This is a genomic window from uncultured Alistipes sp., assembly GCF_902388705.1.
In the GTDB taxonomy this organism is placed as follows: Bacteria; Bacteroidota; Bacteroidia; order Bacteroidales; family Rikenellaceae; genus Alistipes.
Map to the genome: position 1 here is coordinate 1 of NZ_CABMQJ010000022.1, position 21,258 is coordinate 21,258.

Consider the following 21,258-nt stretch of genomic DNA (forward strand, 5'->3'; position numbering starts at 1 on the left):
GGCGACCATCTCGAACAAATCGTCGCGCGCGGCTGCGGCACGCGCCCCACGCAGCACAACCGCGTCCGGCTGCTCCACAACGGCAACAATGCATTTTCGGCGCTCATCGCCTCGCTGCAACGGGCCACCCGCTCGATTCACATGGAATATTACATCATCCGCGACGACCGCATCGGGCGCACCATCGCCGAAATACTGATTCGCAAGGCCCGTGCCGGGCTCGAGGTGCGCGTGATTTACGACGCCGTGGGTTCGTGGCGCCTGAGCCGGACGATGCTGCGGCGCATGCATGCCGCGGGCATCGAAACGGCGGCCTACGAGCCGATCCGCTTTCCGTGGTTCACCACGCGCGTCACGCACCGCAACCACCGGAAAATAGTCGTCACGGACGGGAAAGTCGCCTACCTGGGCGGCATAAACATTGCAAAATACTACCTCGACGGCGATTACATGGGCAAGTGGCGCGACGAACACCTGCGCGTGGAGGGCGACGCCGTCGCCGATTTGCAACGGCTCTTCATCGCCGACTGGGCACATGCACGCGGCGAATGCCTCGACAGCCGCCGTTACATCGCCCCGCACGCAATCCGCAGGCGGCTGCCCATCCAGCTGGCGTGGGCCGAAGAGGGGCCCTCGCGGCTGACCATCGCCGAGGCTTTTGCGGCGGCCATCGTCCGGGCCAGCGACACGGTGCGCATCTCCTCCCCCTACTTCATGCCGCCCGCGATGCTGCTCGACGCACTCCGCCTGGCGGCACGCGGCGGGGTGCGGGTGCAGGTGATGATTCCCACGTGCAGCGACTCGCCGTTCACGGATCTCATATCCGACTCCTACGTCGGGGATTTGCTCGACGCCGGGGTCGAACTCTACCGCTACGACAACGGGTTCCTGCACGCCAAACTGCTCATCGTCGACGACCACACCGCCTCGGTCGGCACCGCGAACATCGACTACCGCAGCCTGCTGGACAACCTCGAAGTCACCGCCTTCATCCGCGACCGCGAGGTGGTGCGGGCCCTGTCGGCGACTTTCGACAACGACCTCGCATCGTGCAGGCGCGTGGTGCCGGAAGCGTGGAAGCCGGCCGCATGGCGGCGCACGCTGGGCGATGCGCTGCGGCTCGTGTCGCCACTGATGTAACCTGCTTCACAACCTTTTAAACCACTTGTTCTGCATGAAACGACTTTTATTCATCCTGTTCTGCACGCTGCTCGTCTGCGGCGCGTGCCCCGCGCAACGCCGCTTCCGGGTCGGCGTGCACGGCGGCGTGAACACCACCAGCTACACCTTTTCGCGGGTGACAATCGGCGGCACCGAATTCCGCCCGGGCCCGGCCCGGGCGGGCTACGGGGCAGGCTTCGTCCTGCAACTCAACCTGACCCGCCATCTGTACCTGCAATCGGAACTCGACTACACCTTCGTCAATTATTCTTTCCGCGCCCGCGGCGCCACCGTGCGCGACATCACGCTGCGCACCACACGTTTAGACATTCCGGTGCTGCTGGGACTGCGGTTCGGCCCGGTGCGGTTTTTCGGCGGCCCCCAGTTCCGTGCGGCCGATTCCGAAAGCAGCAGCATTCCCAAACTGTTGAGCGTGAACTTCAACCGCAACACCGGCATTATCGGCGGCCTGGGAATCGACATCGGCCGATTTTTCATCGATTTCCGTATTTCAGGCTATCCCCGCCCGTACGTCCGGAACACATTCATCTCGAACGGCACGTCGCAACGGGTCAAAGTTCCGCGAAACATCGTATACGGAGGCTCGCTCGGATTCCTCTTTTGACACATGGCAAGGGTGCGGCGGCGCACTCTTTTTTTATGCACAATAATTTTTTTTGGAAATCGTTATTTTATGCGTAACTTTGCGCGATAAAGCGCCGTAAAAGATTTATCAATGAAGCAGATTTTTTTATACGCCGTGTGCGGAGTGATCCTGATCACCGCATTTAGCGGATGCGCAGGCATCAACTCCCTGCTCAAGAGCGGGCAGCCCGACCTGATTTACAACAAGGCGCTGGAGTACTACCAGAAAGAGAAGTGGTCGCGGGCCTCGACGCTCTTCGAGGGTTCCCAGCACTACTACGCCGGCACGCCGCGCGAGGACAGCATTTCGTTCTTCAACGCCCGCTGCAAGTACAAGAACCGCGACTACGACACGGCTTCGACACTGCTCGACGACTTCCGCCGCAAATTCGGCCGCAGCGCCTTCATCGAAGACGCCGAAGGCATGTACGCACTCTGCTTCTATTACCTTTCGCCCGGCCCCTCGCGCGACCAGACGATGACCGGCCAGGCACTGATTGCCATCAACGAATTCATGTCGCGCTACCCGCAGAGCGAGCGCATCGAAAATTTCAAGGAAATCAACGCCGAGCTGACGGAGCGCCTGCACGACAAGGCATACCTCAACGCATACACCTATTACAAAATCGGCCGCTACAAGTCGGCAATCGTATCGCTCAAGAATGCGCTGAAACAGTATCCCGACAGCAAACACCGCGAGGAAATCATGTACCTGATCGTGGACGCCGGCTACCGTTTCGCCAACAACTCGGTCACCGAAAAACAGACCGACCGCTACCTGACGATGCTCGACTCCTACCTCTCGTTCAAGGAGGAATTCCCCGAGTCGAAGCACATCAAGGAGGTCGACCGCATGGCCAAGCACGCCCGCGACTACCTCGACCGCAACAAGAAAGACGACAACAACATATAACCATGGAAATCAAAAAGAACATTCCCAACAACACCATTACGCGCAAACTGGTGGATCTGGATCAGGCGACCGGCAATATCTACGAAACGGTGAACATCATCGCCCGCCGCGCCAACCAGATTTCGACCGAGTTGAAGACCGAGCTCAACCGCAAGCTCGCCGACTTCTCCTCGCCGACGGACACCATGGAGGAGACTTTCGAAAACCGCGAGCAGATCGAAATCTCGCGCTACTACGAGCGTCTTCCCAAGCCCGCGATCATCGCCACGGAGGAGTTCCTCGACGGCGAACTTTTCTACAAGGAGAACAAGGAGGTCAAAGAGTCTTAACGGCCCGCCGTCATGGATTTGCAGGGAGGTGACATACAGCAACCCGGCACGGGCGGCCGCACGGCGCAGGCACTTGCAGGACGCCGCATACTGCTGGGCATCACGGGAAGCATAGCTGCCTACAAGGCGGCTGTGCTCTGTCGTTTATTGAAGACGGCAGGGGCCGAGGTGCGCGTGGTGATGACGCCGCTGGCCAAGCAGTTCATCACGCCCCTGACGATGGCCACCCTCTCGAAAAACCCGATTCTCGTGGAGTTCTTCGACCCCGAGAACGGAGCGTGGAACTCCCATGTATCGCTCGGCGAGTGGGCCGACTGCTACCTGATTGCCCCCGCCACGGCCAACACGCTGGCCAAAATGTCCTGCGGCATCGCCGACAACCTGCTGCTGACGACCTACCTCTCGGCACGCTGCCCCATCGTCGTATCGCCGGCCATGGACCTCGACATGTACGCCCATCCCTCGACGCAGGAGAACCTGCAACGCCTCGCGGCGCGCGGCGTCAGAATCATCGAACCGGCCGAAGGCGAACTCGCCAGCGGCCTGACGGGCAAAGGGCGCATGGCCGAACCCGCCCGAATCGCCGCTTACGTCGGCGAACTCCTCGCCGCGGAAGACCCCGAAAAAAAAAAGAGCCTGCAAGGTAAACGCTTCGTCGTAACGGCAGGCGCCACCATCGAAGCCATCGACCCCGTGCGGTTCATCTCGAACCACTCGTCGGGCAAGATGGGCTATGCCATTGCGGGAGCACTGGCCGCACGCGGCGCACAGGTGACCCTCGTAAGCGGGCGCACCTCGCTGCCGACGCCCCCGGGCACGAAGCGCGTGGACGTCCTCTCGGCCGCCGAGATGTACGAAGCCGCGACAGCGGCTTTCGACGATGCCGACGGAGCCGTGATGTGCGCCGCCGTGGCGGACTACACCCCCGACACCGTGTCGGAAACGAAGCTCAAGAAAGGCGACGGGGAACTGTGCATCACCCTGCGCCGCACGCGCGACATCGCGGCCGAACTGGGGGCGCGCAAAGGCGGCCGCCTGCTGGTCGGCTTCGCCCTCGAAACGCACGACGAGCAGGCCCACGCCGAAGCCAAGCTCGCCAAAAAGAATTTCGACTTCATCGTGCTCAACTCGCTGCGCGACGCCGGAGCCGGATTCCGCGGCGACACCAACAAGGTGACGTTCATCGACCGCTGCGGCCGCGAAGAGTTGCCCCTGCTGACGAAAACGGAGGTCGCCGAACGTATCGCGGACAAAATCCAATCCATGCTAAACTAAAACCGCCATGTTACGTCGTCTGTCGGTCGAAAACTACGCGCTCATCGATAAACTCGAAATGGAGCTGTCACCGCACCTGAACATCATCACGGGTGAAACGGGTGCCGGAAAATCGATCCTGCTCGGCGCCCTCGGGCTGCTGCTCGGCGCCAAGAACGACGGTTCGGCCATGAAAGACACCGCCCGCAACTGCGCGGTGGAGGGCACGTTCGACCTCGCGGGCCGCGGCATGGAGGCTTTCTTCGACGAAAACGACCTCGACTACGCCCCTGAAACGAGCGTGACGCGCATCATAACCCCGGCCGGCAAAAGCCGGGCCTTCATCAACGACGTGCCCGTGCAGCTGGCCCAGCTGCGCGAGTTCGGCACCCGCCTGATCGACATCCACTCGCAGCACCAGAACCTGATTCTTTCGTCGGAAGAGTTCCGCACCTCGGCGCTCGACACCGTGGCCGGAAACGGAGAGCTGTTAACGCAATACGCCGCGTTGTACGCCCGGCTCACCGAACTGCGGCGCAAACTCTCCGCCCTGCGCGAAGCCGCCGCCAGCGGCCGCCGCGACGAGGAGTGGCTTCGCTTCCAGGGCGAGGAGCTGACGGCCGCCAACCTCCGCGAGGGGGAGCAGGCCGCCATCGAGGAAGAGCTGGCCGTGCTGCAAAACGCCGACCGCATCGGCGAAGCGTTCACCACGCTGCGCAACGCCCTCGACGCCGACGAAACGGGCGTGCTCACACTCCTGAAAAACTCCGAAAACGACCTCGCACGCATCCGCGAACACTACCCCGCCGCCGAGGAGTACGCAGCCCGCCTGCATTCGGTGCTGGAGGAGCTGAAAGACATCGACAACGCCGTTGCGGCGGACTGCGAACGCCTCGACGCCGACCCCGAGCGGCTGGCGAAACTCTCGGCGCGCCTCGATGCCCTCTATGCCCTGCAACAGAAACACCGCGTCGCCTCCGAAGCGGAGCTGATCGCGGCACGCGACCGCTACGCCGCACAGCTCGCCGCCATCGTACACGGCGACGAGGAGATTGCGGCGGCGGAAAAAGAGGCGGCCGAAACGGCACAGAAAGCCGGGGCTCTGGCAGACCGCCTGCATAAGGCGCGCGAAAAAGCCACCGCGGCATTCGAAAAACACATCCTCGCAACGCTCTCGCAGTTGGGCATGCCCGACACCGTATTCAAAGTGGCGCTCACGCCGCTGGCGGAACTGGGCCGCACGGGCCGCGACAGCGTGGTTTTCCTCTTCACGGCCAACCGCAGCGCAACGCCCCAGCCCGTCGAACGCATCGCCTCGGGCGGCGAGCTTTCGCGTGTCATGCTGGCGCTCAAAGCCCTGCTGGCCCGGCGCATGCAGCTGCCGACGGTCATTTTCGACGAAATAGACACAGGCGTTTCGGGCCGCATCGCCGATGCCATGGGCGAAATCATCGAATCGCTCTCCGCGACGATGCAGGTCGTGGACATCACCCACCTGCCGCAGGTCGCGTCGAAAGGCTCGACCCACTTCGTGGTCTACAAGCGCGACGGCCGCACCGACATCACACGCCTGACGGACGAGGAGCGCATCACCGAGATTGCCAAAATGCTCTCCGGCAGCCGGATTACCGACGCCGCCATGGAGCAGGCCCGCATCCTGCTCGGAAAATAGCCGCATAAGACACCGACACGCCCCGCCGGAACGCCCGCAGCTCCGGCCGTTTTTCGACCCCGCATATTAAACCGCAACAATACGTACAATGGACTACTTGATGAAAACCGCGGCCGCAAACCAGCAGCGCGCCCGCGAGGTTATCCGCGACACCGGACTCGAAGCCGCATGGCGCGCCGTCGGCGCCGAACCCAACCTGGTCGGCTCGCTCCGCACCGGCCTGCTGATGACGCACCGCGACATCGATTTCCACATCTACTCCTCGCCCCTGCGCATCGCCGACAGCTTCGCCGCCATGGCACGGCTCGCCGGACACCCCCGCATCCGGCAGGTCACCTACAACAACCTGCTCGACGCTCCCGACCAGTGTCTCGAATGGCACGCATGGTACGCCGACGCCGACGACAAGCTCTGGCAAATCGACATGATTCACATGCCCCGGGGCTCGGCCTACGACGGCTACTTCGAGCAGGTGGCCGACCGAATCAGCGCCGTGCTGACCGACGAAACGCGCCGCGCCATCCTGCAAATCAAATACGACACGCCGGACGGGGTGAAAATCATGGGCATCGAGTACTACCAGGCTGTGCTGCGCGACGGCGTGCGCACCTATGCGGAATTCGAGGCATGGCGCGCCGCCCATCCCATCACAGGAGTTCTGGAATGGATGCCGTAACCGACGCAATAGGCTGCCGGGTAAAAGGCTACCGGAACGCCGCAATCCGCAGCTCCGGCACATAAAAAAGTCCGGGAACCCGCACGGGATTCCCGGACTTTGCGTGTCCTGTTTTCGGACGGTTACATCATACCGCCCATGCCGCCTGCGGGCATCGGGGGCATTGCGGGCTGCTCGGATTTCTTCTCGGCCAGCACGCACTCGGTCGTCAGGAACATCGAAGCGATGGAAGCGGCGTTCTCCAGTGCCACACGCGACACTTTCGTCGGGTCGATGATACCGGCTTTGAGCAAATCCTCGTACTTGTCGTCGCGGGCGTTGTAGCCGTAAGCGTCCTTGCCCTCCTTGACCTTGTTGACAACCACGGAACCCTCGCCTCCGGCGTTCTCGACGATCTGGCGCAGCGGCTCCTCGATTGCGCGTTTCACAATCTGGATACCCGTCGTCTGATCGTCGTTGGCACCCTTCATTCCCTCGAGGGCCGACGTAGCGCGGATGTAAGCCACACCGCCGCCCGGGACGATACCCTCCTCGACGGCAGCACGGGTGGCAGCCAGCGCGTCGTCGACGCGGTCTTTCTTCTCTTTCATCTCGACCTCGGTAGCGGCGCCTACGTAAAGGACGGCCACACCGCCTGCGAGTTTGGCCAGGCGCTCCTGCAGCTTCTCCTTGTCGTAATCCGACGTAGCCTTGTCGATCGAAGCGCGAATCTGCGCCACGCGGGCTGCAATCTCCTCTTTCTTGCCGGCACCGTCCACAATCGTGGTGTTCTCCTTGTTGAGCGTCACTTTCTCGGCCGTTCCGAGCATCGTGAGGTCCGCATCCTCGATCTTCATGCCCTTGTCGGTCGAAATCACCGTGGCACCCGTCAGGATGGCGATGTCCTCGAGCATCTCCTTGCGGCGGTCACCGAAGCCCGGAGCCTTGCAGGCGGCGATCTTCAGCGTGCCGCGCAGCTTGTTGACAACGAGTGCAGAAAGGGCCTCGCCGTCCACGTCCTCGGCGATAATCAGCAGCGAGCGGCCGCTCTGCGCCACGGGCTCCAGAACGCCCATCAGCTCTTTCATCGTCGACACCTTCTTGTCGGTAATCAGGATATAGGGCTTCTCGAGCTGTGCCTCCATCTTCTCGGGATCGGTCATGAAGTAAGCCGAAATATAACCGCGGTCAAACTGCATACCCTCGACCACCTCGACGTGGGTTTCGGTACCCTTGGCCTCCTCGACGGTGATTACACCCTCGTTGTTGACCTTGGCCATCGCCTCGGCAATCAGCTTGCCGATGGTTTCGTCGTTGTTCGCCGAAATGGTAGCGACCTGCTCGATTTTGCTGAAGTCCGAGCCGACCTCCTGGCTCTGCTTGCGCAGCGACTCCACGACCTTTGCAACGGCCTTGTCGATACCGCGCTTGAGATCCATCGGGTTGGCGCCGGCCGTCACGTTCTTCAAGCCCACACCGATAATCGACTGCGCCAGCACCGTAGCGGTGGTCGTACCGTCGCCCGCATCGTCGTTGGTCTTCGAAGCGACCTCGCGAACCATCTGGGCGCCCATGTTGGCGAAAGCGTCCTCGAGCTCCACCTCCTTGGCAACCGTCACGCCGTCCTTGGTAATCTGCGGCGCACCGAATTTCTTATCGATAATCACGTTGCGGCCTTTGGGGCCCAGCGTAACCTTTACTGCGTTCGACAGCGCGTCGACACCCTCCTTGAGCAGTTCGCGCGCCTCAACATTGTATTTAATATCCTTTGCCATAACTTTCCGTATTTTAATATTCGTTCGTAAGCTTATCCCCGAAGCCGCCTTTTTTCACCGGCCCCAAAAACCGGGGCAGACGCCGCACGCAGGCGGCAAAGGGAGTGCAGGGGAATGTAAAATTTGTGTCTGGAAACGGCTTATCGTCAGATAACCGCCAGAATATCGTTCTGCTTCATAATCAGGTAATCCACGCCGTCGATCTGAATCTCCTGGCCTGCATACTTGCCGTAGAGCACCTGGTCGCCGACCTTAACCTCCATTTTAACCTCCGAAGTGCCGGGGCCCACGGCAACGACTTTACCTGCCAGCGGCTTCTCTTTGGCTGTGTCGGGGATAATCAGTCCGCCAGCCGTTTTCTCTTCCGCCGGGTTCGGCAGGACGAGTACACGATCCGATAATGGTTTTACATTCATAGCTTTGTTGTTTTAGTTTATTATTGAATTGAATAGTTTATTGCTCATTCGCATCCTCTGTTCCAACAATTGATGTGCCAACCGTTTTTTGGCAGACAAAGGGTGACAAAGGTACAGGCCCGACTGCCATTTTGTCATTTTCGGGGTACCTGCGAATATTTTTCGGCCGATTTTTTTGCACGTACCGAAAAAGAATATTACATTTGCAACCCGATACGACCGTGTAACGGTCAGACGGTGGATGTAGCTCAGTCGGTTAGAGCGTCGGATTGTGGTTCCGAAGGTCGTGGGTTCGAGCCCCATCTTCCACCCTTGAGAGCAGTTGGCACAAACTGCAAAAAGAGCAAAACCCTTATATATCGCTGATATATAAGGGTTTTTCATTTTAGGTTTGGACAAGAAAAATAACTCAAAGCAGGTAATCATCTACTTATTAGTGACCTATTTTACTTGGCCAAAAAAAAGGTCACCAATAGCGATTATTTCGCTTTGTTTCAACTATTTACCCTACAACAAAACTGTGCTGTATGCGTATTAATTACAAACACTTTACAGCAGTATGGAAAGAAAGACTTTCAGCGTGGTTTTCTTCTGCAGGAAAACCAAAGTAATCCGCAAGGGCAAAGCCGCTTTCTGTTCGACCGGCCTCCGGCAGATGGGCATGATCACCGCGAAAATGATTCTCGAAAAGTCGCTCGCAAAAATCAAGTGCGACTTCCGCATGATTCGCCGCAGCACGTTTTAACCCGTCGCGGCACACGCCCGGCAACCCGCCGCCGCACATTTCAGCCACACTCCGTTGCCGCACACCCCGCCCCCTCCTACACGACAAACAATGCCCGGCTTTGGAAAGCCGGGCGTTTTCTTCACACCACCCATACCGATATATTTTTATACGCCGCCGTCCCATGTACCATCCGGGCACAGGCATAAAAAACCCCGGACGGCGCATGCCGTCCGGGGAATACCTTATGCCGCGGGTTCACCGCGGCGGCGCAAATTACTTGCGGTAGATTTTCGTGTAGCCGTAGATAGCCTCGTCGCCGAGTTCCTCCTCGATGCGGAGCAGCTGGTTGTACTTGGCCATACGATCCGAGCGCGACATCGAGCCGGTCTTAATCTGACCCGAGTTCGTAGCCACGGCGATGTCGGCGATGGTCGAATCCTCCGTTTCGCCCGAGCGGTGCGACGTTACCGACGTATAACCTGCACGGTGAGCCATTTCGATTGCGTCGAGCGTTTCGGTCAGCGAACCGATCTGGTTGACCTTGATGAGAATCGAGTTGCCGCAGCCCATCTCGATACCCTTCTTCAGGAAGTCCACGTTCGTAACGAACAAATCGTCGCCGACGAGCTGGCACTTGTCGCCGATTTCGGCGGTCAGCAGCTGCCAGCCCTCCCAGTCGTTCTCCGACATACCGTCCTCGATCGAGTCGATGGGGTATTTGGCAACGAGGCCCTTCAGGTACTCCACCTGCTCTTTCGAAGAGCGTTTGGCACCCTTCTCGCCCTCGAACTTGGTGTAATCGTATACGCCGTCAGCGTAGAACTCCGACGAAGCGCAGTCCATGCCGATCGACACATCGCCGCCCTCGCACTTGCGTCCGGGCTTGTAACCGGCCATCTTGATAGCCTCGATAATCGACTCGATAGCGTCCTCGGTGCCGTTCAGCGCGGGAGCGAAACCACCCTCGTCGCCTACCGCCGTCGAAAGGCCGCGCTTGTGGAGCACTTTCTTCAGGTTGTGGAACACTTCAGCACCCATGCGAACGGCCTCCTTGAACGAGGGGGCGCCTACGGGACGAATCATGAACTCCTGGAATGCGATCGGGGCATCCGAGTGCGAACCGCCGTTGATGATGTTCATCATCGGAACGGGCAGCGTCTTGGCGTTCGAGCCGCCGATATAGCGGTAGAGGGGCATGCCGAAGTAGTCTGCGGCAGCGCGTGCAACGGCCAGCGACACGCCGAGGATGGCGTTGGCGCCGAGTTTCGACTTGGTAGGCGTACCGTCGAGTGCGATCATGGCCTTGTCGATACCCACCTGGTCAGCTACGTTCATGCCGATGATGGCCGGGGCGATTACCTCGTTGACATTCTTGACAGCGTTCTGAACGCCCTTGCCCAGGTAACGGCCCTTGTCGCCGTCGCGGAGCTCGAGAGCCTCGTTCTCACCCGTCGATGCGCCGCTCGGAACGGCAGCGCGGCCGAATGCGCCCGATACAGTACGAACTTCGACCTCGACGGTCGGGTTACCTCGCGAGTCGAGGATTTCTCTTGCGTGAATCTCTACAATCTGCATAGTTGTATACGTTTAATTATATGGTTTAGAATACTGACTTCCTGTTTTTGCACCGCAAAGTTACAAAATAATTGTGAATTGCGGTTTGTTTATTGTTATTTTTTTCACGAAAGAGGGGTCCGGTTTCGGGATTCGGGCATAATGTATTATCTTTGCCCCCGAATGCACCCCTTACACCCGTAAACAATTATCAATTAATGCGAAAAGTTCTCTCGTTCTCCCTTTTCCTGATGCTGGGACTCATCATCTCGCAACTCCTTCCGGGGGCGCTCGGAAGCGGATATGCGACATTCAAAAACTGTTCCGACACCCTGCTTTACGTCTGCCTGGGGTTCATCATGATTAACGTGGGCCGCGAATTCGAAATCGACAAATCCCGCTGGCGCTCCTACACGGCCGACTATTTCATCGCCATGGCCACCGCCGCACTGCCGTGGATACTCATCGTGCTCTACTACATTTTTATCCTGCTGCCGCCCGAGTTGTGGAGCAGCGGCGAAGCCTGGAAAGAGAACCTGCTGTTGAGCCGTTTCGCCGCCCCGACCTCGGCCGGCATCCTCTTCACGATGCTCGCGGCCCTGAACCTCAAGAAAAGCTGGATTTACAAGAAAATACAGGTGCTGGCGATTTTCGACGACCTGGACACCATCCTGCTGATGATTCCGCTGCAAATCCTGATGATCGGCCTGCGGTGGCAGATGTTCGCCATCATCGCCATCGTCATCGTACTGCTGGCCGTGGGCTGGTGCTGGCAGGCGAAGTGGAACGTACGCCAGGACTGGAAAACCATCCTCGGACTCGCCGTCGTGGTCTGCGCCCTGACGCAGGCCGTCTACATCGCCACGGCGAAACTCTACGGCCCCGAGAACAGCATCCACATCGAGGTGCTCCTTCCGGCGTTCATCGTCGGCATGCTGATGAAACACCGGCATATCGACACCACGGCCGAGCGGCGCATCACCACCGGCATTTCGTTCCTGTTCATGCTCCTCGTGGGCTTGAGCATGCCCCTCGTAACGGGCACAGCCGACACCGCGGCGGCCGCATCGGTCACGGGTTCGCAGCCCATGATGCCGTGGGGCGTACTGCTCCTGCACGTGGTGGCCGTGTCGGTGCTCTCCAACCTCGGCAAACTGGTGCCGCTGTTCTTCTACCGCGACCGCAAGGTCAGCGAACGGCTGGCCCTGTCGATCGGCATGTTCACGCGCGGCGAGGTCGGCGCCGGCGTAATCTTCATCGCCCTCGGGTACAGCCTCGGCGGCCCGGCGCTCATCATCTCGGTGCTCACGCTGGTGCTGAACCTCGTCCTCACGGGCGGTTTCGTGGTCTGGGTCAAGAAACTGGCCCTGCGCAGCTACACCCCCGAGTCCGCCGGGGAGTAACCCGGCCGGATACCGGACACCGCCCATGCCCTGCGGCGGAAAACGATTGCAAACCAAACTACGGAAGTCTTGATAGAAATTAAGGATACGGCCCTGCAAGCGGCCGCAGAACAAGGGATGGACGCGTTCATCCGGCTCTTCACGGACAAATACCGGGAGGCGGTCGGCGGCGACCCGTCGGCCGACACGATGACGCTGCTCAACGGAGAGCAGCACACGCTGCTCGCATACCGGATTTTCCGCGACGAGGTGAGCGAAGGCGGCTTCTGCCAGCTCATCCAGAACGGATACGGCGCCTATATTTTCGGCAATCCGTTCGCCCGGGTCATGCGCCTGTGGGGCGCGGAACGGTTTTCGAAACTGATCTATGCCGCCCGGAAAATCTACGACGCCCACCGCGAAGACCTCGAAAGGGAGCGTACCGACGAGGAATTCATGGCCATGTACGAACAATACGAGGCATTCGACGAACTGGAAGAGGAGTTCGGGGAAATCGAAGAGGAGGTCACGGAAACGCTCGCCCGCTACGTGGACGACCACCTGGAACTCTTCGCCCTTGTAGTCGGGTAAACGCTCCCACAGCTAATAGTGCGGAAATAAATGCCGCTACGGCATCCACTGCAAACGATAAGCGCAGAGCCCGTCGGGGCTCTGCACCTTGGATTTTTCGCCGACCGCAACCGCACGATAAACAGCATGCCGTACCGCCTGTCGCCGTACAGGCATACCCCCGAACCCCGCGCCCGACACACCGCCACAGGCGGTATACCGCACGGGGCTTCCGGCACGGTCACTCCTCCATCCTTTTGCAAACATCCACCCATCCCGCACACCGGGAGTAGGACTCCAACTCCGCAAGGGTGAGTTCGATGGCGCTGTTGCTGCTGCCGCAGGCCGGAAAAACCGTTTCGAACCGTTTGAGGGATTCATCCAGATAGACCGTCACCCCGTCGTTCACCCCGAACGGGCAGACCCCGCCGACGGCATGGCCGATATGCTCCTCCACCTCGGCTGCCGAGAGCATGCGGGCCTTGGTGCGGAACCGGGCCTTGTACTTCGCATTGTCGATTTTGTAATCGCCGGCCGTCACGATAACGAGATACTCCTCCCCGGCTTTCAGCGACAGGGATTTGGCGATTCGCGCGGGCTGGCAGCCCAGCGCTTTCGACGCCAGTTCCACCGTGGCGCTCGACACGCCGAACTCCAGCACCCTGTCCGCCGCCCCGTATTGTTCCAGATACGCCCTGACTCTCTCTATTGCCATGAATCTATAATTAACCTTTCGTTTTTCAGCGCATCAGCACCGACGAATCGCCGTAACTCAAGAAGCGGAACCCGTGTGCGAGCGCATAGTCGTAAATACGGTGCCAGTCGTCGCCCACGAATGCCGAAACGAGCAGCAGCAGCGTCGACTTGGGCTGGTGGAAATTGGTAATGATGTTGCGCACGATGCGGAACTCGTACCCCAGCGGCGTAATCATAATCTGCGTCGCCGCCTTCAACCGTTCGAGGCCCTTGCGCTCCATGTAGCGCAGCAGGGTTTCCAGCGCATCGCGGCCGGAAAACTCCGCCGGAACTGCATACAACTCCCACTGGCCGACCACACGCCCCTCGTCGGGCGTCCCGGCGGTGCGGATACGCCAGGCCAGCGCCGTAAGCGACTCGAGCGTCCGCACCGACGTCGTACCGACGGCCGTAACCTCTCCCCATTTTTCCAACAGCGCCGCGACCGTCGCGCGCCGCACCTCGAAATGCTCGGTATGCATCGGATGCCTGGCGGCGTCCTCGTCCTTGACGGGCAGGAACGTCCCGGCCCCGACGTGGAGCGTCACCTCGCCGAATTCGAATCCGCGGGCTTTCATTCCCTCGATCAGTTCGGGCGTAAAGTGCAGCCCGGCCGTAGGAGCCGCCACCGACCCCTCGAATTTCGAATAGACGGTCTGGTAACGCGTGTAGTCGATTTCCTCGCTCTCGCGGTTCAGGTAGGGCGGAATCGGGATTTTGCCGAGGTGTTCGAGCAGCTGCCCGAACGTCACCGCCGCCGACCACTCGAAACGCACGACGTGCTCCCGGCCGTGATTCTCGGCCAGCCACGCCCGCAGGTACTCCCTGCGGCCCCCGAGTTCGAAGTTAATCTCCACGTATCCCTCTTTCCACTTCTTGCGGTTGCCCACGATGCACGACCACTCGCACCCGCCCGTCACGGCGAACGCCCGCTCGTAGTCGGCCGGGGCGTGCGGTTCGAGGCAGAAGACCTCGATTCGGGCCCCGGAGGGTTTGTGCATGATGATTCGTGCGCGAATCACTTTCGTATTGTTGAATACCAGCAGCTGCCCCGCCGGCAGGATGTCGGCAATGTCGGCGAAATGCGCCTGCCCGATCTCCCCGCCGCGGTAGACGAGCAGCTTCGAAGCGCTTCGCTCCGGAAGCGGGAATTTGGCAATCCGCGCTTCGGGCAGGTCGTAGTCGAATTCGTTGATGTCGATATGTCGTTCGGTCATGGGCACAAAAGTACACATTTTTTGAATCGCCGGTTCGCTCCCGGCACGAAAACCGCTGCGGCGGCACGAATACGGCCTGAAAAAGGGCCGCGCGGCACACACCGCACGGCCCTTATGGCAATCATCCCGGGCAAACCCGGCAGTCGGGCGGCCCCGTAACCCGCAGGCCCGGCAGCCCCGTAATACGGCCTGCCAGCCGCCAGAGGGCATCCGCCCCGGACCGGCCGCTACTCCACGACCACTTCGCCAGCAAACAGGTAGGCCCTGCCCCCGGCTCCGGGGTGCCATGCAGGAATCGAACCGACCGTCCGGGCCACCACCTTCAGGTAGCGCGCCGAGGTTTCGGGGAACTGCATCTCATAGCGTTTGATTCCGTCGGGATCCCCGGCTTTCGCCTCCGGCTCGGCGATTGCGGCCGCCTCGGTAAAGTTCGTTCCGTCGTCCGAAAGGCTGACGCTCACCGACGAGGGCGGGAAGATCCAGTCGCCTTTTTGGACGAGCGTTTCCAGCACCACCGACGAGTAAGGCTGCTTTCCGCCCATATCTATCGTCACGTCGAGCGGCTGCTCCAGGTATCCCAGCCACGCGCCGCTGGTAAAGACCGGACGGCTGTGGTAACCGTCCACCAGCAGCGAAGCCCCCTCGAACGTGTATCTTTCGTTCGGTGCGGTATTCAGCACGGCGGGACGGCCCGTGGACTTGCTGAAATCGAATTCACGCGAATAGGTCGGGTTCTCCATTCCCTCGCGCAGCACCGCCGCACGGAACGTACAGCTTCTGTCGATTCCCACAGGGCCCGTGTAGCGCGGACTTGCTGCCGTGGGTTCCGAGCCGTCGAGCGTATAGTGTATCGGGGCGTCGCCCTGCGTGGTCAGGCTGACGACCACCGTCCCGGCTACCGGGTCGACGGCATATTTCCCCGTAATGCCGAAGATATGCTTGCCGAACTCGTATCCCATCTGCGTATAAATCCGCTCCATCCTGAAGCCGTTGACGAAACGCGTCCAGTCCTTCACTTCGGGCTGGCACCACTGCACCTCGCTCAAAGCCGCCAGCCGCGGCAGGAGCATGTACTCGAGATGGTCGTCCGTAGCGATGTATTCCGTCCAGAGATTGGCCTGCACGCCGAGGATATGCGTCTGCTGTTCGGGGGTAAGGCCCTCCATCGGGTCGTACGAATAGACCTTGTCGACCGTCACGCAGCCCCCGATGCCGAAAGGCTCGGCGTCGGCGTCGGGCGACTGGTAGTAGTCGAAGTAGAAATGCGAATTGGGGGTCATGATAACGTCGTGGCCGAGCTGCGCGGCCTTGATGCCGCCCGCACTGCCGCGCCACGACATGACGATGGCGTCCGAGGGCGCCTGTCCCTCGAGTATCTCGTCCCAGCCGATGATGCGGCGGCCGCGGCTGGCGAGGAACTTCCCGATACGGTCGGTCACGTACCCCTGCAGGTAATGCTCGGCCGTGTACCCGTCCCTGTCTTTCAACCCGAGCTGCCGTATCCGCGCCTGGCAGCGGGGGCACTTCTCCCAGCGCACTTTCGGGCACTCGTCGCCGCCGATGTGAATCAGCTCCGAAGGGAACAGGCCGAGCACCTCGTCCAGCACGTTCTCGAGGAATTCGAACGTCTTTTCCTGCCCGGGGCACAGCACATCCTCGGCCACGCCCCAGCGTCCCCACACCTCGTACGGGCCGCCCGTGCACCCCAACTCGGGGTAAGCCGTCAGCGCCGCGAGCATATGGCCCGGCAGGTCGATTTCCGGAATCACCGTAATGGCGCGGTCGGCGGCATATTTCACCACGTCGCGGATTTCATCCTGCGTGTAATAACCGCCGTAAGGCGTATTGTCGTAGTTGTCGCGCTCCTTGCGGATAATCGTCCGGTTGCGGATGCTGCCCACGGTCGTCAGCGCGGGGTATTTCCTGATTTCGATACGCCAGCCCTGGTCGTCGGTCAGGTGCCAGTGGAACCTGTTGAGCTTGTGGATGGCCATTACGTCCAGGTAACGCTTCACCTCCTCCACCGAAAAGAAGTGCCGCGCCACGTCGAGGTGCATGCCCCGGTAACCGAAACGCGGTGCGTCGCTAATCGACAGGGCCGGCAGTTTCCATTGCTCGCCGGGAGCCGGCTCCGTCCCGTAGATTGCCGCGGGCAGCAGTTGTTTCAGGCTCTGCACGGCATAGAAAAAGCCCGGGAAATGCGATGCGCGCACTTCGACGCCTTTTTTCGTGATGTCGAGTTTATATCCCTCCTCCGGCAACGTGTCGTCCACAACGAAGCGGATACCCGACGCAGGCAGTTCGCCGACGACAGCCACGGGATTCTTGCCGCCGCTGGCCGCGGCCAGTTGCGCGGCGAACTCTTCCACGGCGCGCTGTGTCCGCTCGTCGGTACGGCTGTCGCATACGACGGGCGCGCCCTTGACGGGGAACGCCCCGCAGCCGGGCTCGAGTCGGTTGGGATAAGGAACGATCGCAATTTCGGGATCGGGGGAGGCACAGGCCGCAAGGCAGGCCCCGGCAAAAAAGGTCAGTAACAGTTTTTTCATGAAAGTCTGGTTGTTTCGGAACAAAATTAAGGAAAAAATCGGAATATCGCCCGCCCCGCCCGAAAATATGCCGCGCCGGAGGAATACCCCGGCGGCATCTCCCGCATTTGCGCACGCTTTTTCCCGAACGGACACCGGATTAAGGGGCAATATTTATATTTTTTTATAACTTTGCGACGCATAATGCTCACAAAACTATGAAAACCGACTTCCTGGTTATCGGTTCCGGCGCAGCAGGACTTTCGTTCGCGCTCAAAGCCGCAGTTCACGGACACGTCACCATCGTCACCAAGGGCGAAATGAACGAGTGCAACACCAACTATGCACAGGGCGGCATCTGCTCGGTAACCTACGCTCCCGACACCTTCGAAAAACACATCCGCGACACGCTGGTCTGCGGTGCGGGCAAATGCGACGAGGCGGCCGTGGAGCTGGTGGTGACGCGGGCCCCGGAGCTCATCCGCGACCTGATCGAATGGGGCACGCGCTTCGACAAGACCCCCGACGGACGTTTCGAACTGAACCGCGAGGGCGGCCACACCGAGCACCGCATCCTCCACCACGAAGACCTCACGGGCGCCGAAATCGAACGGGCGCTGATCGAGTCGGTACGGCGGCATCCGAACATCACGGTATTGGAGCGCCACTTCGCCATCGACCTGCTGACACAGCACCACCTGGGCGAGTTCGTCACGCGCCACACCCGCGGGCTGGCCTGTTTCGGAGCCTACGTGCTCAACCTCGAAACGAACGAAATCGAAACCATGCTGGCCAAGTTCACCGTCGTCGCCACGGGCGGCTGCGGCAATATCTACTCCACGACCTCCAACCCGGTCGTCGCCACGGGCGACGGCATCGCCATGTGCCACCGCGCCAAGGCCATCACCGAGAACATGGAGTTCATCCAGTTCCACCCCACCACGCTCTACAACCCCGGCGAGAAACCCAACTTCCTCATCACCGAGGCCATGCGCGGCTTCGGGGCCATCCTGCGCCTGCCTTCGGGCGAGGAGTTCATGGACAGGTACCATCCGATGAAGTCGCTGGCGCCGCGCGACGTCGTGGCCCGCGCCATCTACCGCGAAATGACCAAACGGGGCTCGGACTTCGTCTACCTCGACGTGACGCACAAAGAGCCCGACGCCATCCGCAGCCATTTCCCCAATATTTACGAAAAATGCCTTTCGATCGGCATCGACATCACCCGCGACTGGATTCCCGTAACCCCGGCGGCGCACTACTGCTGCGGCGGCGTGAAGGTCGACACCAACGGCGAAACCTCGATACGGCACCTCTACGCGCTGGGCGAAACCTCCTGCACGGGATTGCACGGAGCCAACCGCCTCGCCTCCAACTCGCTGATCGAAGCGGTGGTCTACGCCGACCAGGCTGCGCGCCACGCCTCGTCGCTGCTTTCGAAGGTCGAGATACAGGAGGGCATCCCAGACTGGGATTTCGAGGGCACGCAGCACACCGAGGAGATGCTGATGATTATCCAGTCGAAACGCGAGATGCAGACCATCCTGTCCAACTACGTGGGCATCGTACGCTCGAACCTCTCGCTCAAACGCGCCATGCGGCGCCTCGAGATACTCTGGCAGGAAACCGAAGAGCTCTACAACAAAACCAAACCCAACCGCGAGCTGTGCGAGCTGCGCAACATGATTGCCGTGGCCTATCTGGTCATCAAGCAGGGGCGCGAAATCAAGGAATCGGTCGGCTGCCACTACAACGCCGACTTCCCGAAAGAATAAAAGAACCGATTACATCCGGGTTCCGGCCGCATGCGGCAAGCCCCTTCCGAAGCAGACGGGGCGAACTTGCCGACACGGCGGGGCAGGCCGTGAAAACGACAGTCGCCCCAAACCGCTGCGCCGAATCCGAAACAGAAACATTCGAACACATACATGACATTACAGGAAGAGATCACACGCCGCCGCACCTTTGCGGTCATCGCCCACCCCGACGCGGGTAAAACCACCCTTACCGAGAAACTGCTGCTTTTCGGCGGCGCCATCCACGTGGCCGGGGCCGTCAAGAGCAATAAAATCAAGAAAGGCGCCACGTCGGACTTCATGGAAATCGAGCGCCAGCGCGGTATCTCGGTCGCCACGGCCGTGATGGGCTTCGAATACAAGGGCGTCAAAATCAACATCCTCGACACCCCGGGCCACGAGGACTTCGCCGAAGACACCTACCGCACGCTGACGGCCGTCGATTCGGTCATCATCGTCATCGACGGCGCCAAAGGCGTCGAGGCGCAGACCCGCAAGCTGATGGAGGTCTGCCGCATGCGGTCGACCCCGGTAATCGTCTTCATCAACAAACTCGACCGCCCCTCCAAGGAGCCCTTCGACCTGCTGGACGAGGTGGAAAAGGAGCTGCGCATCCGCGTGCGGCCGCTGGCCTTCCCCATCTCGAACGGCCCCACGTTCCGCGGCGTGTACAACCTCTACGAGAAGAACCTCTCGCTCTTCACGTCGGACGAAAAACTCACGGCCGACGCCTCGACAATCGAAATTTCGGACCTCGCCTCCCCGGAGCTCGAAGCGCAAATCGGCGCGAAATTCGCCGGCCAGCTGCGCTCCGACGTCGAACTGGTCGAAGGCGTCTACGACGGGTTCGACCGCGAGGCCTACCTGCGGGGCGAGCTGGCGCCCGTGTTCTTCGGCTCGGCGGTCAATAACTTCGGCGTGCGCGAACTGCTCGACTGCTTCGTGCGCATCGCCCCCTCGCCGCGCCCTGCGCCCACCGCGACCCGCACCGTGGAACCCGCCGAGGCGAAGATGACCGGATTCGTCTTTAAAATCCATGCCAACATGGATCCCAACCACCGCGACCGCATCGCCTTCCTGAAAATCTGTTCCGGCACGTTCGAACGCAACCGCAACTACCTGCACGTGCGCAGCGGCAAGCAGCTCAAGTTCTCCTCCCCGACGGCCTTCATGGCCGAAAAGAAGTCGGTCATCGACTTCGCCTACCCGGGCGACATCGTGGGCCTGCACGACACGGGCAACTTCAAAATCGGCGACACCTTCACCGAGGGCGAGAAACTCAAGTTCACGGGCATCCCGTCGTTCGCACCCGAGCAGTTCCGCTACATCGAGAACGCCGACCCGCTCAAATTCAAACAGCTCGCCAAGGGCGTCGACCAGCTGATGGACGAGGGCGTGGCGCAGCTCTTCACCTCTTCGCTCAACGGCCGGCGCATCATCGGCACCGTCGGGGCGCTCCAGTTCGAGGTCATCCAGTACCGCCTCGAACACGAGTACAACGCCGCCTGCCGCTGGGAGCCGATTTCCATCTACAAGGCCTGCTGGATCGAGAGCGACAACGCCGCGCAGCTGGCCGACTTCAAACGCCGCAAACACACCAACATGGCCGTCGACAAGCACGGCCGCGACGTATTCCTGGCCGACACGAGCTATGGACTGGCGCTCGCACAGGAGAACTTCAAGGACATCCGTTTCCACTTCACCTCGGAGTTCTGATTCGCGGCGCCGCAAAAGAAGCTCCGGTTATTTTTCCGGAAATCGCTGCAATAACCTACCGGGAACGCGCCCGGATGCATACGACACACAACAGGGGCTGTCCGCCGAATCGCAGACAGCCCCTGTCATTTTCTGGTCCCTACGGCGGCACAGCACCCGCCCGCCGGATACCGTTCCGCACGGAACGCCCCGGCGCTTTTCATCCTGGCGCAG

18 protein-coding genes and 1 tRNA gene are annotated in these 21,258 nt (G+C 60.6%); 13 read left to right on the top strand and 6 right to left on the bottom strand.

The window, feature by feature from the left end; all coding sequences use genetic code 11:
- The 7 genes from cls to QZT71_RS07265 all read left to right on the top strand — a co-directional run.
- Nucleotides 1–1,140: cardiolipin synthase (gene cls / locus QZT71_RS07235; protein WP_295914417.1), on the top strand; the 1,140-nt coding region annotated here is incomplete at its 5' end.
- 34 nt (nt 1,141–1,174) lie between these two features.
- Complete coding sequence (locus QZT71_RS07240) at nt 1,175–1,786, top strand: porin family protein (RefSeq protein ID WP_295914420.1); 612 nt, start codon at nt 1,175–1,177, stop codon at nt 1,784–1,786.
- Between the two features lie 111 nt (nt 1,787–1,897).
- On the top strand, nt 1,898–2,719 hold the full coding sequence (locus QZT71_RS07245) for an outer membrane protein assembly factor BamD (RefSeq protein ID WP_295914422.1): 822 nt from the start codon (nt 1,898–1,900) through the stop codon (nt 2,717–2,719).
- A gap of 2 nt (nt 2,720–2,721) precedes the next feature.
- Nucleotides 2,722–3,048: a DNA-directed RNA polymerase subunit omega gene (locus tag QZT71_RS07250; protein ID WP_295914425.1), complete on the top strand. Its 327-nt coding sequence runs from the start codon at nt 2,722–2,724 to the stop codon at nt 3,046–3,048.
- A 12-nt stretch (nt 3,049–3,060) separates the two neighbouring features.
- Nucleotides 3,061–4,323 (top strand): bifunctional phosphopantothenoylcysteine decarboxylase/phosphopantothenate--cysteine ligase CoaBC, encoded by a 1,263-nt coding sequence (coaBC, locus tag QZT71_RS07255; RefSeq protein WP_295914429.1) that lies wholly within the window; start codon nt 3,061–3,063, stop codon nt 4,321–4,323.
- A gap of 7 nt (nt 4,324–4,330) precedes the next feature.
- Entirely contained in the window at nt 4,331–5,974 is a 1,644-nt protein-coding gene (gene recN / locus QZT71_RS07260; protein ID WP_295914432.1) for a DNA repair protein RecN, read from the top strand.
- An 88-nt stretch (nt 5,975–6,062) separates the two neighbouring features.
- Nucleotides 6,063–6,650, top strand: coding sequence for a phosphoglycerate mutase family protein (locus QZT71_RS07265; protein ID WP_295914435.1), 588 nt, complete (start codon nt 6,063–6,065; stop codon nt 6,648–6,650).
- Nucleotides 6,651–6,772: 122 nt separating this feature from the next.
- Here the strand turns inward: QZT71_RS07265 and groL are convergent, their stop codons facing one another.
- Both groL and groES read right to left on the bottom strand, forming a co-directional pair.
- On the bottom strand, nt 6,773–8,404 hold the full coding sequence (gene groL, locus QZT71_RS07270; protein ID WP_295914437.1) for a chaperonin GroEL: 1,632 nt from the start codon (nt 8,402–8,404) through the stop codon (nt 6,773–6,775).
- Between the two features lie 146 nt (nt 8,405–8,550).
- Nucleotides 8,551–8,820, bottom strand: coding sequence for a co-chaperone GroES (groES, locus tag QZT71_RS07275; RefSeq protein WP_295914440.1), 270 nt, complete (start codon nt 8,818–8,820; stop codon nt 8,551–8,553).
- 236 nt (nt 8,821–9,056) lie between these two features.
- On the opposite strand from groES, the gene QZT71_RS07280 reads away from it, so the two are divergent.
- Both QZT71_RS07280 and QZT71_RS07285 read left to right on the top strand, forming a co-directional pair.
- A tRNA-His gene (locus QZT71_RS07280) sits at nt 9,057–9,132 on the top strand.
- A 247-nt stretch (nt 9,133–9,379) separates the two neighbouring features.
- Nucleotides 9,380–9,565 carry a hypothetical protein gene (locus QZT71_RS07285; RefSeq protein WP_295914443.1) on the top strand — a complete coding sequence of 62 codons (186 nt, stop codon included), beginning with the start codon at nt 9,380–9,382 and terminating at the stop codon, nt 9,563–9,565.
- Between the two features lie 255 nt (nt 9,566–9,820).
- On the opposite strand, the gene eno is transcribed toward QZT71_RS07285, so the two are convergent.
- Nucleotides 9,821–11,122: a phosphopyruvate hydratase gene (eno, locus tag QZT71_RS07290; RefSeq protein WP_295914446.1), complete on the bottom strand. Its 1,302-nt coding sequence runs from the start codon at nt 11,120–11,122 to the stop codon at nt 9,821–9,823.
- A gap of 197 nt (nt 11,123–11,319) precedes the next feature.
- On the opposite strand from eno, the gene QZT71_RS07295 reads away from it, so the two are divergent.
- Both QZT71_RS07295 and QZT71_RS07300 read left to right on the top strand, forming a co-directional pair.
- On the top strand, nt 11,320–12,504 hold the full coding sequence (locus tag QZT71_RS07295; protein ID WP_295914449.1) for a sodium:proton antiporter: 1,185 nt from the start codon (nt 11,320–11,322) through the stop codon (nt 12,502–12,504).
- Nucleotides 12,505–12,573: 69 nt separating this feature from the next.
- Complete coding sequence (locus QZT71_RS07300; protein WP_295914451.1) at nt 12,574–13,074, top strand: DMP19 family protein; 501 nt, start codon at nt 12,574–12,576, stop codon at nt 13,072–13,074.
- 220 nt (nt 13,075–13,294) lie between these two features.
- Here the strand turns inward: QZT71_RS07300 and QZT71_RS07305 are convergent, their stop codons facing one another.
- The 3 genes from QZT71_RS07305 to QZT71_RS07315 form a co-directional block, all read right to left on the bottom strand.
- The gene (locus QZT71_RS07305) at nt 13,295–13,768 is read right to left on the bottom strand and encodes a YbaK/EbsC family protein (protein ID WP_295914454.1); all 474 of its coding nucleotides are present in this window, start codon (nt 13,766–13,768) and stop codon (nt 13,295–13,297) included.
- 25 nt (nt 13,769–13,793) lie between these two features.
- Nucleotides 13,794–15,005 (bottom strand): S-adenosylmethionine:tRNA ribosyltransferase-isomerase, encoded by a 1,212-nt coding sequence (locus tag QZT71_RS07310; RefSeq protein ID WP_295914457.1) that lies wholly within the window; start codon nt 15,003–15,005, stop codon nt 13,794–13,796.
- 227 nt (nt 15,006–15,232) lie between these two features.
- The gene (locus QZT71_RS07315; protein ID WP_295914459.1) at nt 15,233–17,554 is read right to left on the bottom strand and encodes a family 20 glycosylhydrolase; all 2,322 of its coding nucleotides are present in this window, start codon (nt 17,552–17,554) and stop codon (nt 15,233–15,235) included.
- 197 nt (nt 17,555–17,751) lie between these two features.
- Here QZT71_RS07315 and nadB point away from each other — a divergent pair, with 197 nt between their 5' ends.
- On the top strand, nt 17,752–19,308 hold the full coding sequence (gene nadB, locus QZT71_RS07320; protein WP_295914461.1) for an L-aspartate oxidase: 1,557 nt from the start codon (nt 17,752–17,754) through the stop codon (nt 19,306–19,308).
- 153 nt (nt 19,309–19,461) lie between these two features.
- Nucleotides 19,462–21,045, top strand: a complete 1,584-nt coding sequence (locus QZT71_RS07325) for a peptide chain release factor 3 (protein ID WP_295914463.1) — start codon at nt 19,462–19,464, stop codon at nt 21,043–21,045.
- The last annotated feature ends 213 nt before the right edge of the window (nt 21,046–21,258 follow it).

What these genes read in the sequence shown, in the direction of transcription:
- QZT71_RS07240 (WP_295914420.1), top strand. Translation starts at nt 1,175, where the DNA reads ATGAAACGACTTTTATTCATCCTGTTCTGCACGCTGCTCGTCTGCGGC.
- QZT71_RS07245 (WP_295914422.1), top strand. Translation starts at nt 1,898, where the DNA reads ATGAAGCAGATTTTTTTATACGCCGTGTGCGGAGTGATCCTGATCACC.
- QZT71_RS07250 (WP_295914425.1), top strand. Translation starts at nt 2,722, where the DNA reads ATGGAAATCAAAAAGAACATTCCCAACAACACCATTACGCGCAAACTG.
- coaBC (WP_295914429.1), top strand. Translation starts at nt 3,061, where the DNA reads ATGGATTTGCAGGGAGGTGACATACAGCAACCCGGCACGGGCGGCCGC.
- recN (WP_295914432.1), top strand. Translation starts at nt 4,331, where the DNA reads ATGTTACGTCGTCTGTCGGTCGAAAACTACGCGCTCATCGATAAACTC.
- QZT71_RS07265 (WP_295914435.1), top strand. Translation starts at nt 6,063, where the DNA reads ATGGACTACTTGATGAAAACCGCGGCCGCAAACCAGCAGCGCGCCCGC.
- groL (WP_295914437.1), bottom strand. Translation starts at nt 8,404, where the DNA reads ATGGCAAAGGATATTAAATACAATGTTGAGGCGCGCGAACTGCTCAAG.
- groES (WP_295914440.1), bottom strand. Translation starts at nt 8,820, where the DNA reads ATGAATGTAAAACCATTATCGGATCGTGTACTCGTCCTGCCGAACCCG.
- QZT71_RS07285 (WP_295914443.1), top strand. Translation starts at nt 9,380, where the DNA reads ATGGAAAGAAAGACTTTCAGCGTGGTTTTCTTCTGCAGGAAAACCAAA.
- eno (WP_295914446.1), bottom strand. Translation starts at nt 11,122, where the DNA reads ATGCAGATTGTAGAGATTCACGCAAGAGAAATCCTCGACTCGCGAGGT.
- QZT71_RS07295 (WP_295914449.1), top strand. Translation starts at nt 11,320, where the DNA reads ATGCGAAAAGTTCTCTCGTTCTCCCTTTTCCTGATGCTGGGACTCATC.
- QZT71_RS07305 (WP_295914454.1), bottom strand. Translation starts at nt 13,768, where the DNA reads ATGGCAATAGAGAGAGTCAGGGCGTATCTGGAACAATACGGGGCGGCG.
- QZT71_RS07310 (WP_295914457.1), bottom strand. Translation starts at nt 15,005, where the DNA reads ATGACCGAACGACATATCGACATCAACGAATTCGACTACGACCTGCCC.
- QZT71_RS07315 (WP_295914459.1), bottom strand. Translation starts at nt 17,554, where the DNA reads ATGAAAAAACTGTTACTGACCTTTTTTGCCGGGGCCTGCCTTGCGGCC.
- nadB (WP_295914461.1), top strand. Translation starts at nt 17,752, where the DNA reads ATGAAAACCGACTTCCTGGTTATCGGTTCCGGCGCAGCAGGACTTTCG.
- QZT71_RS07325 (WP_295914463.1), top strand. Translation starts at nt 19,462, where the DNA reads ATGACATTACAGGAAGAGATCACACGCCGCCGCACCTTTGCGGTCATC.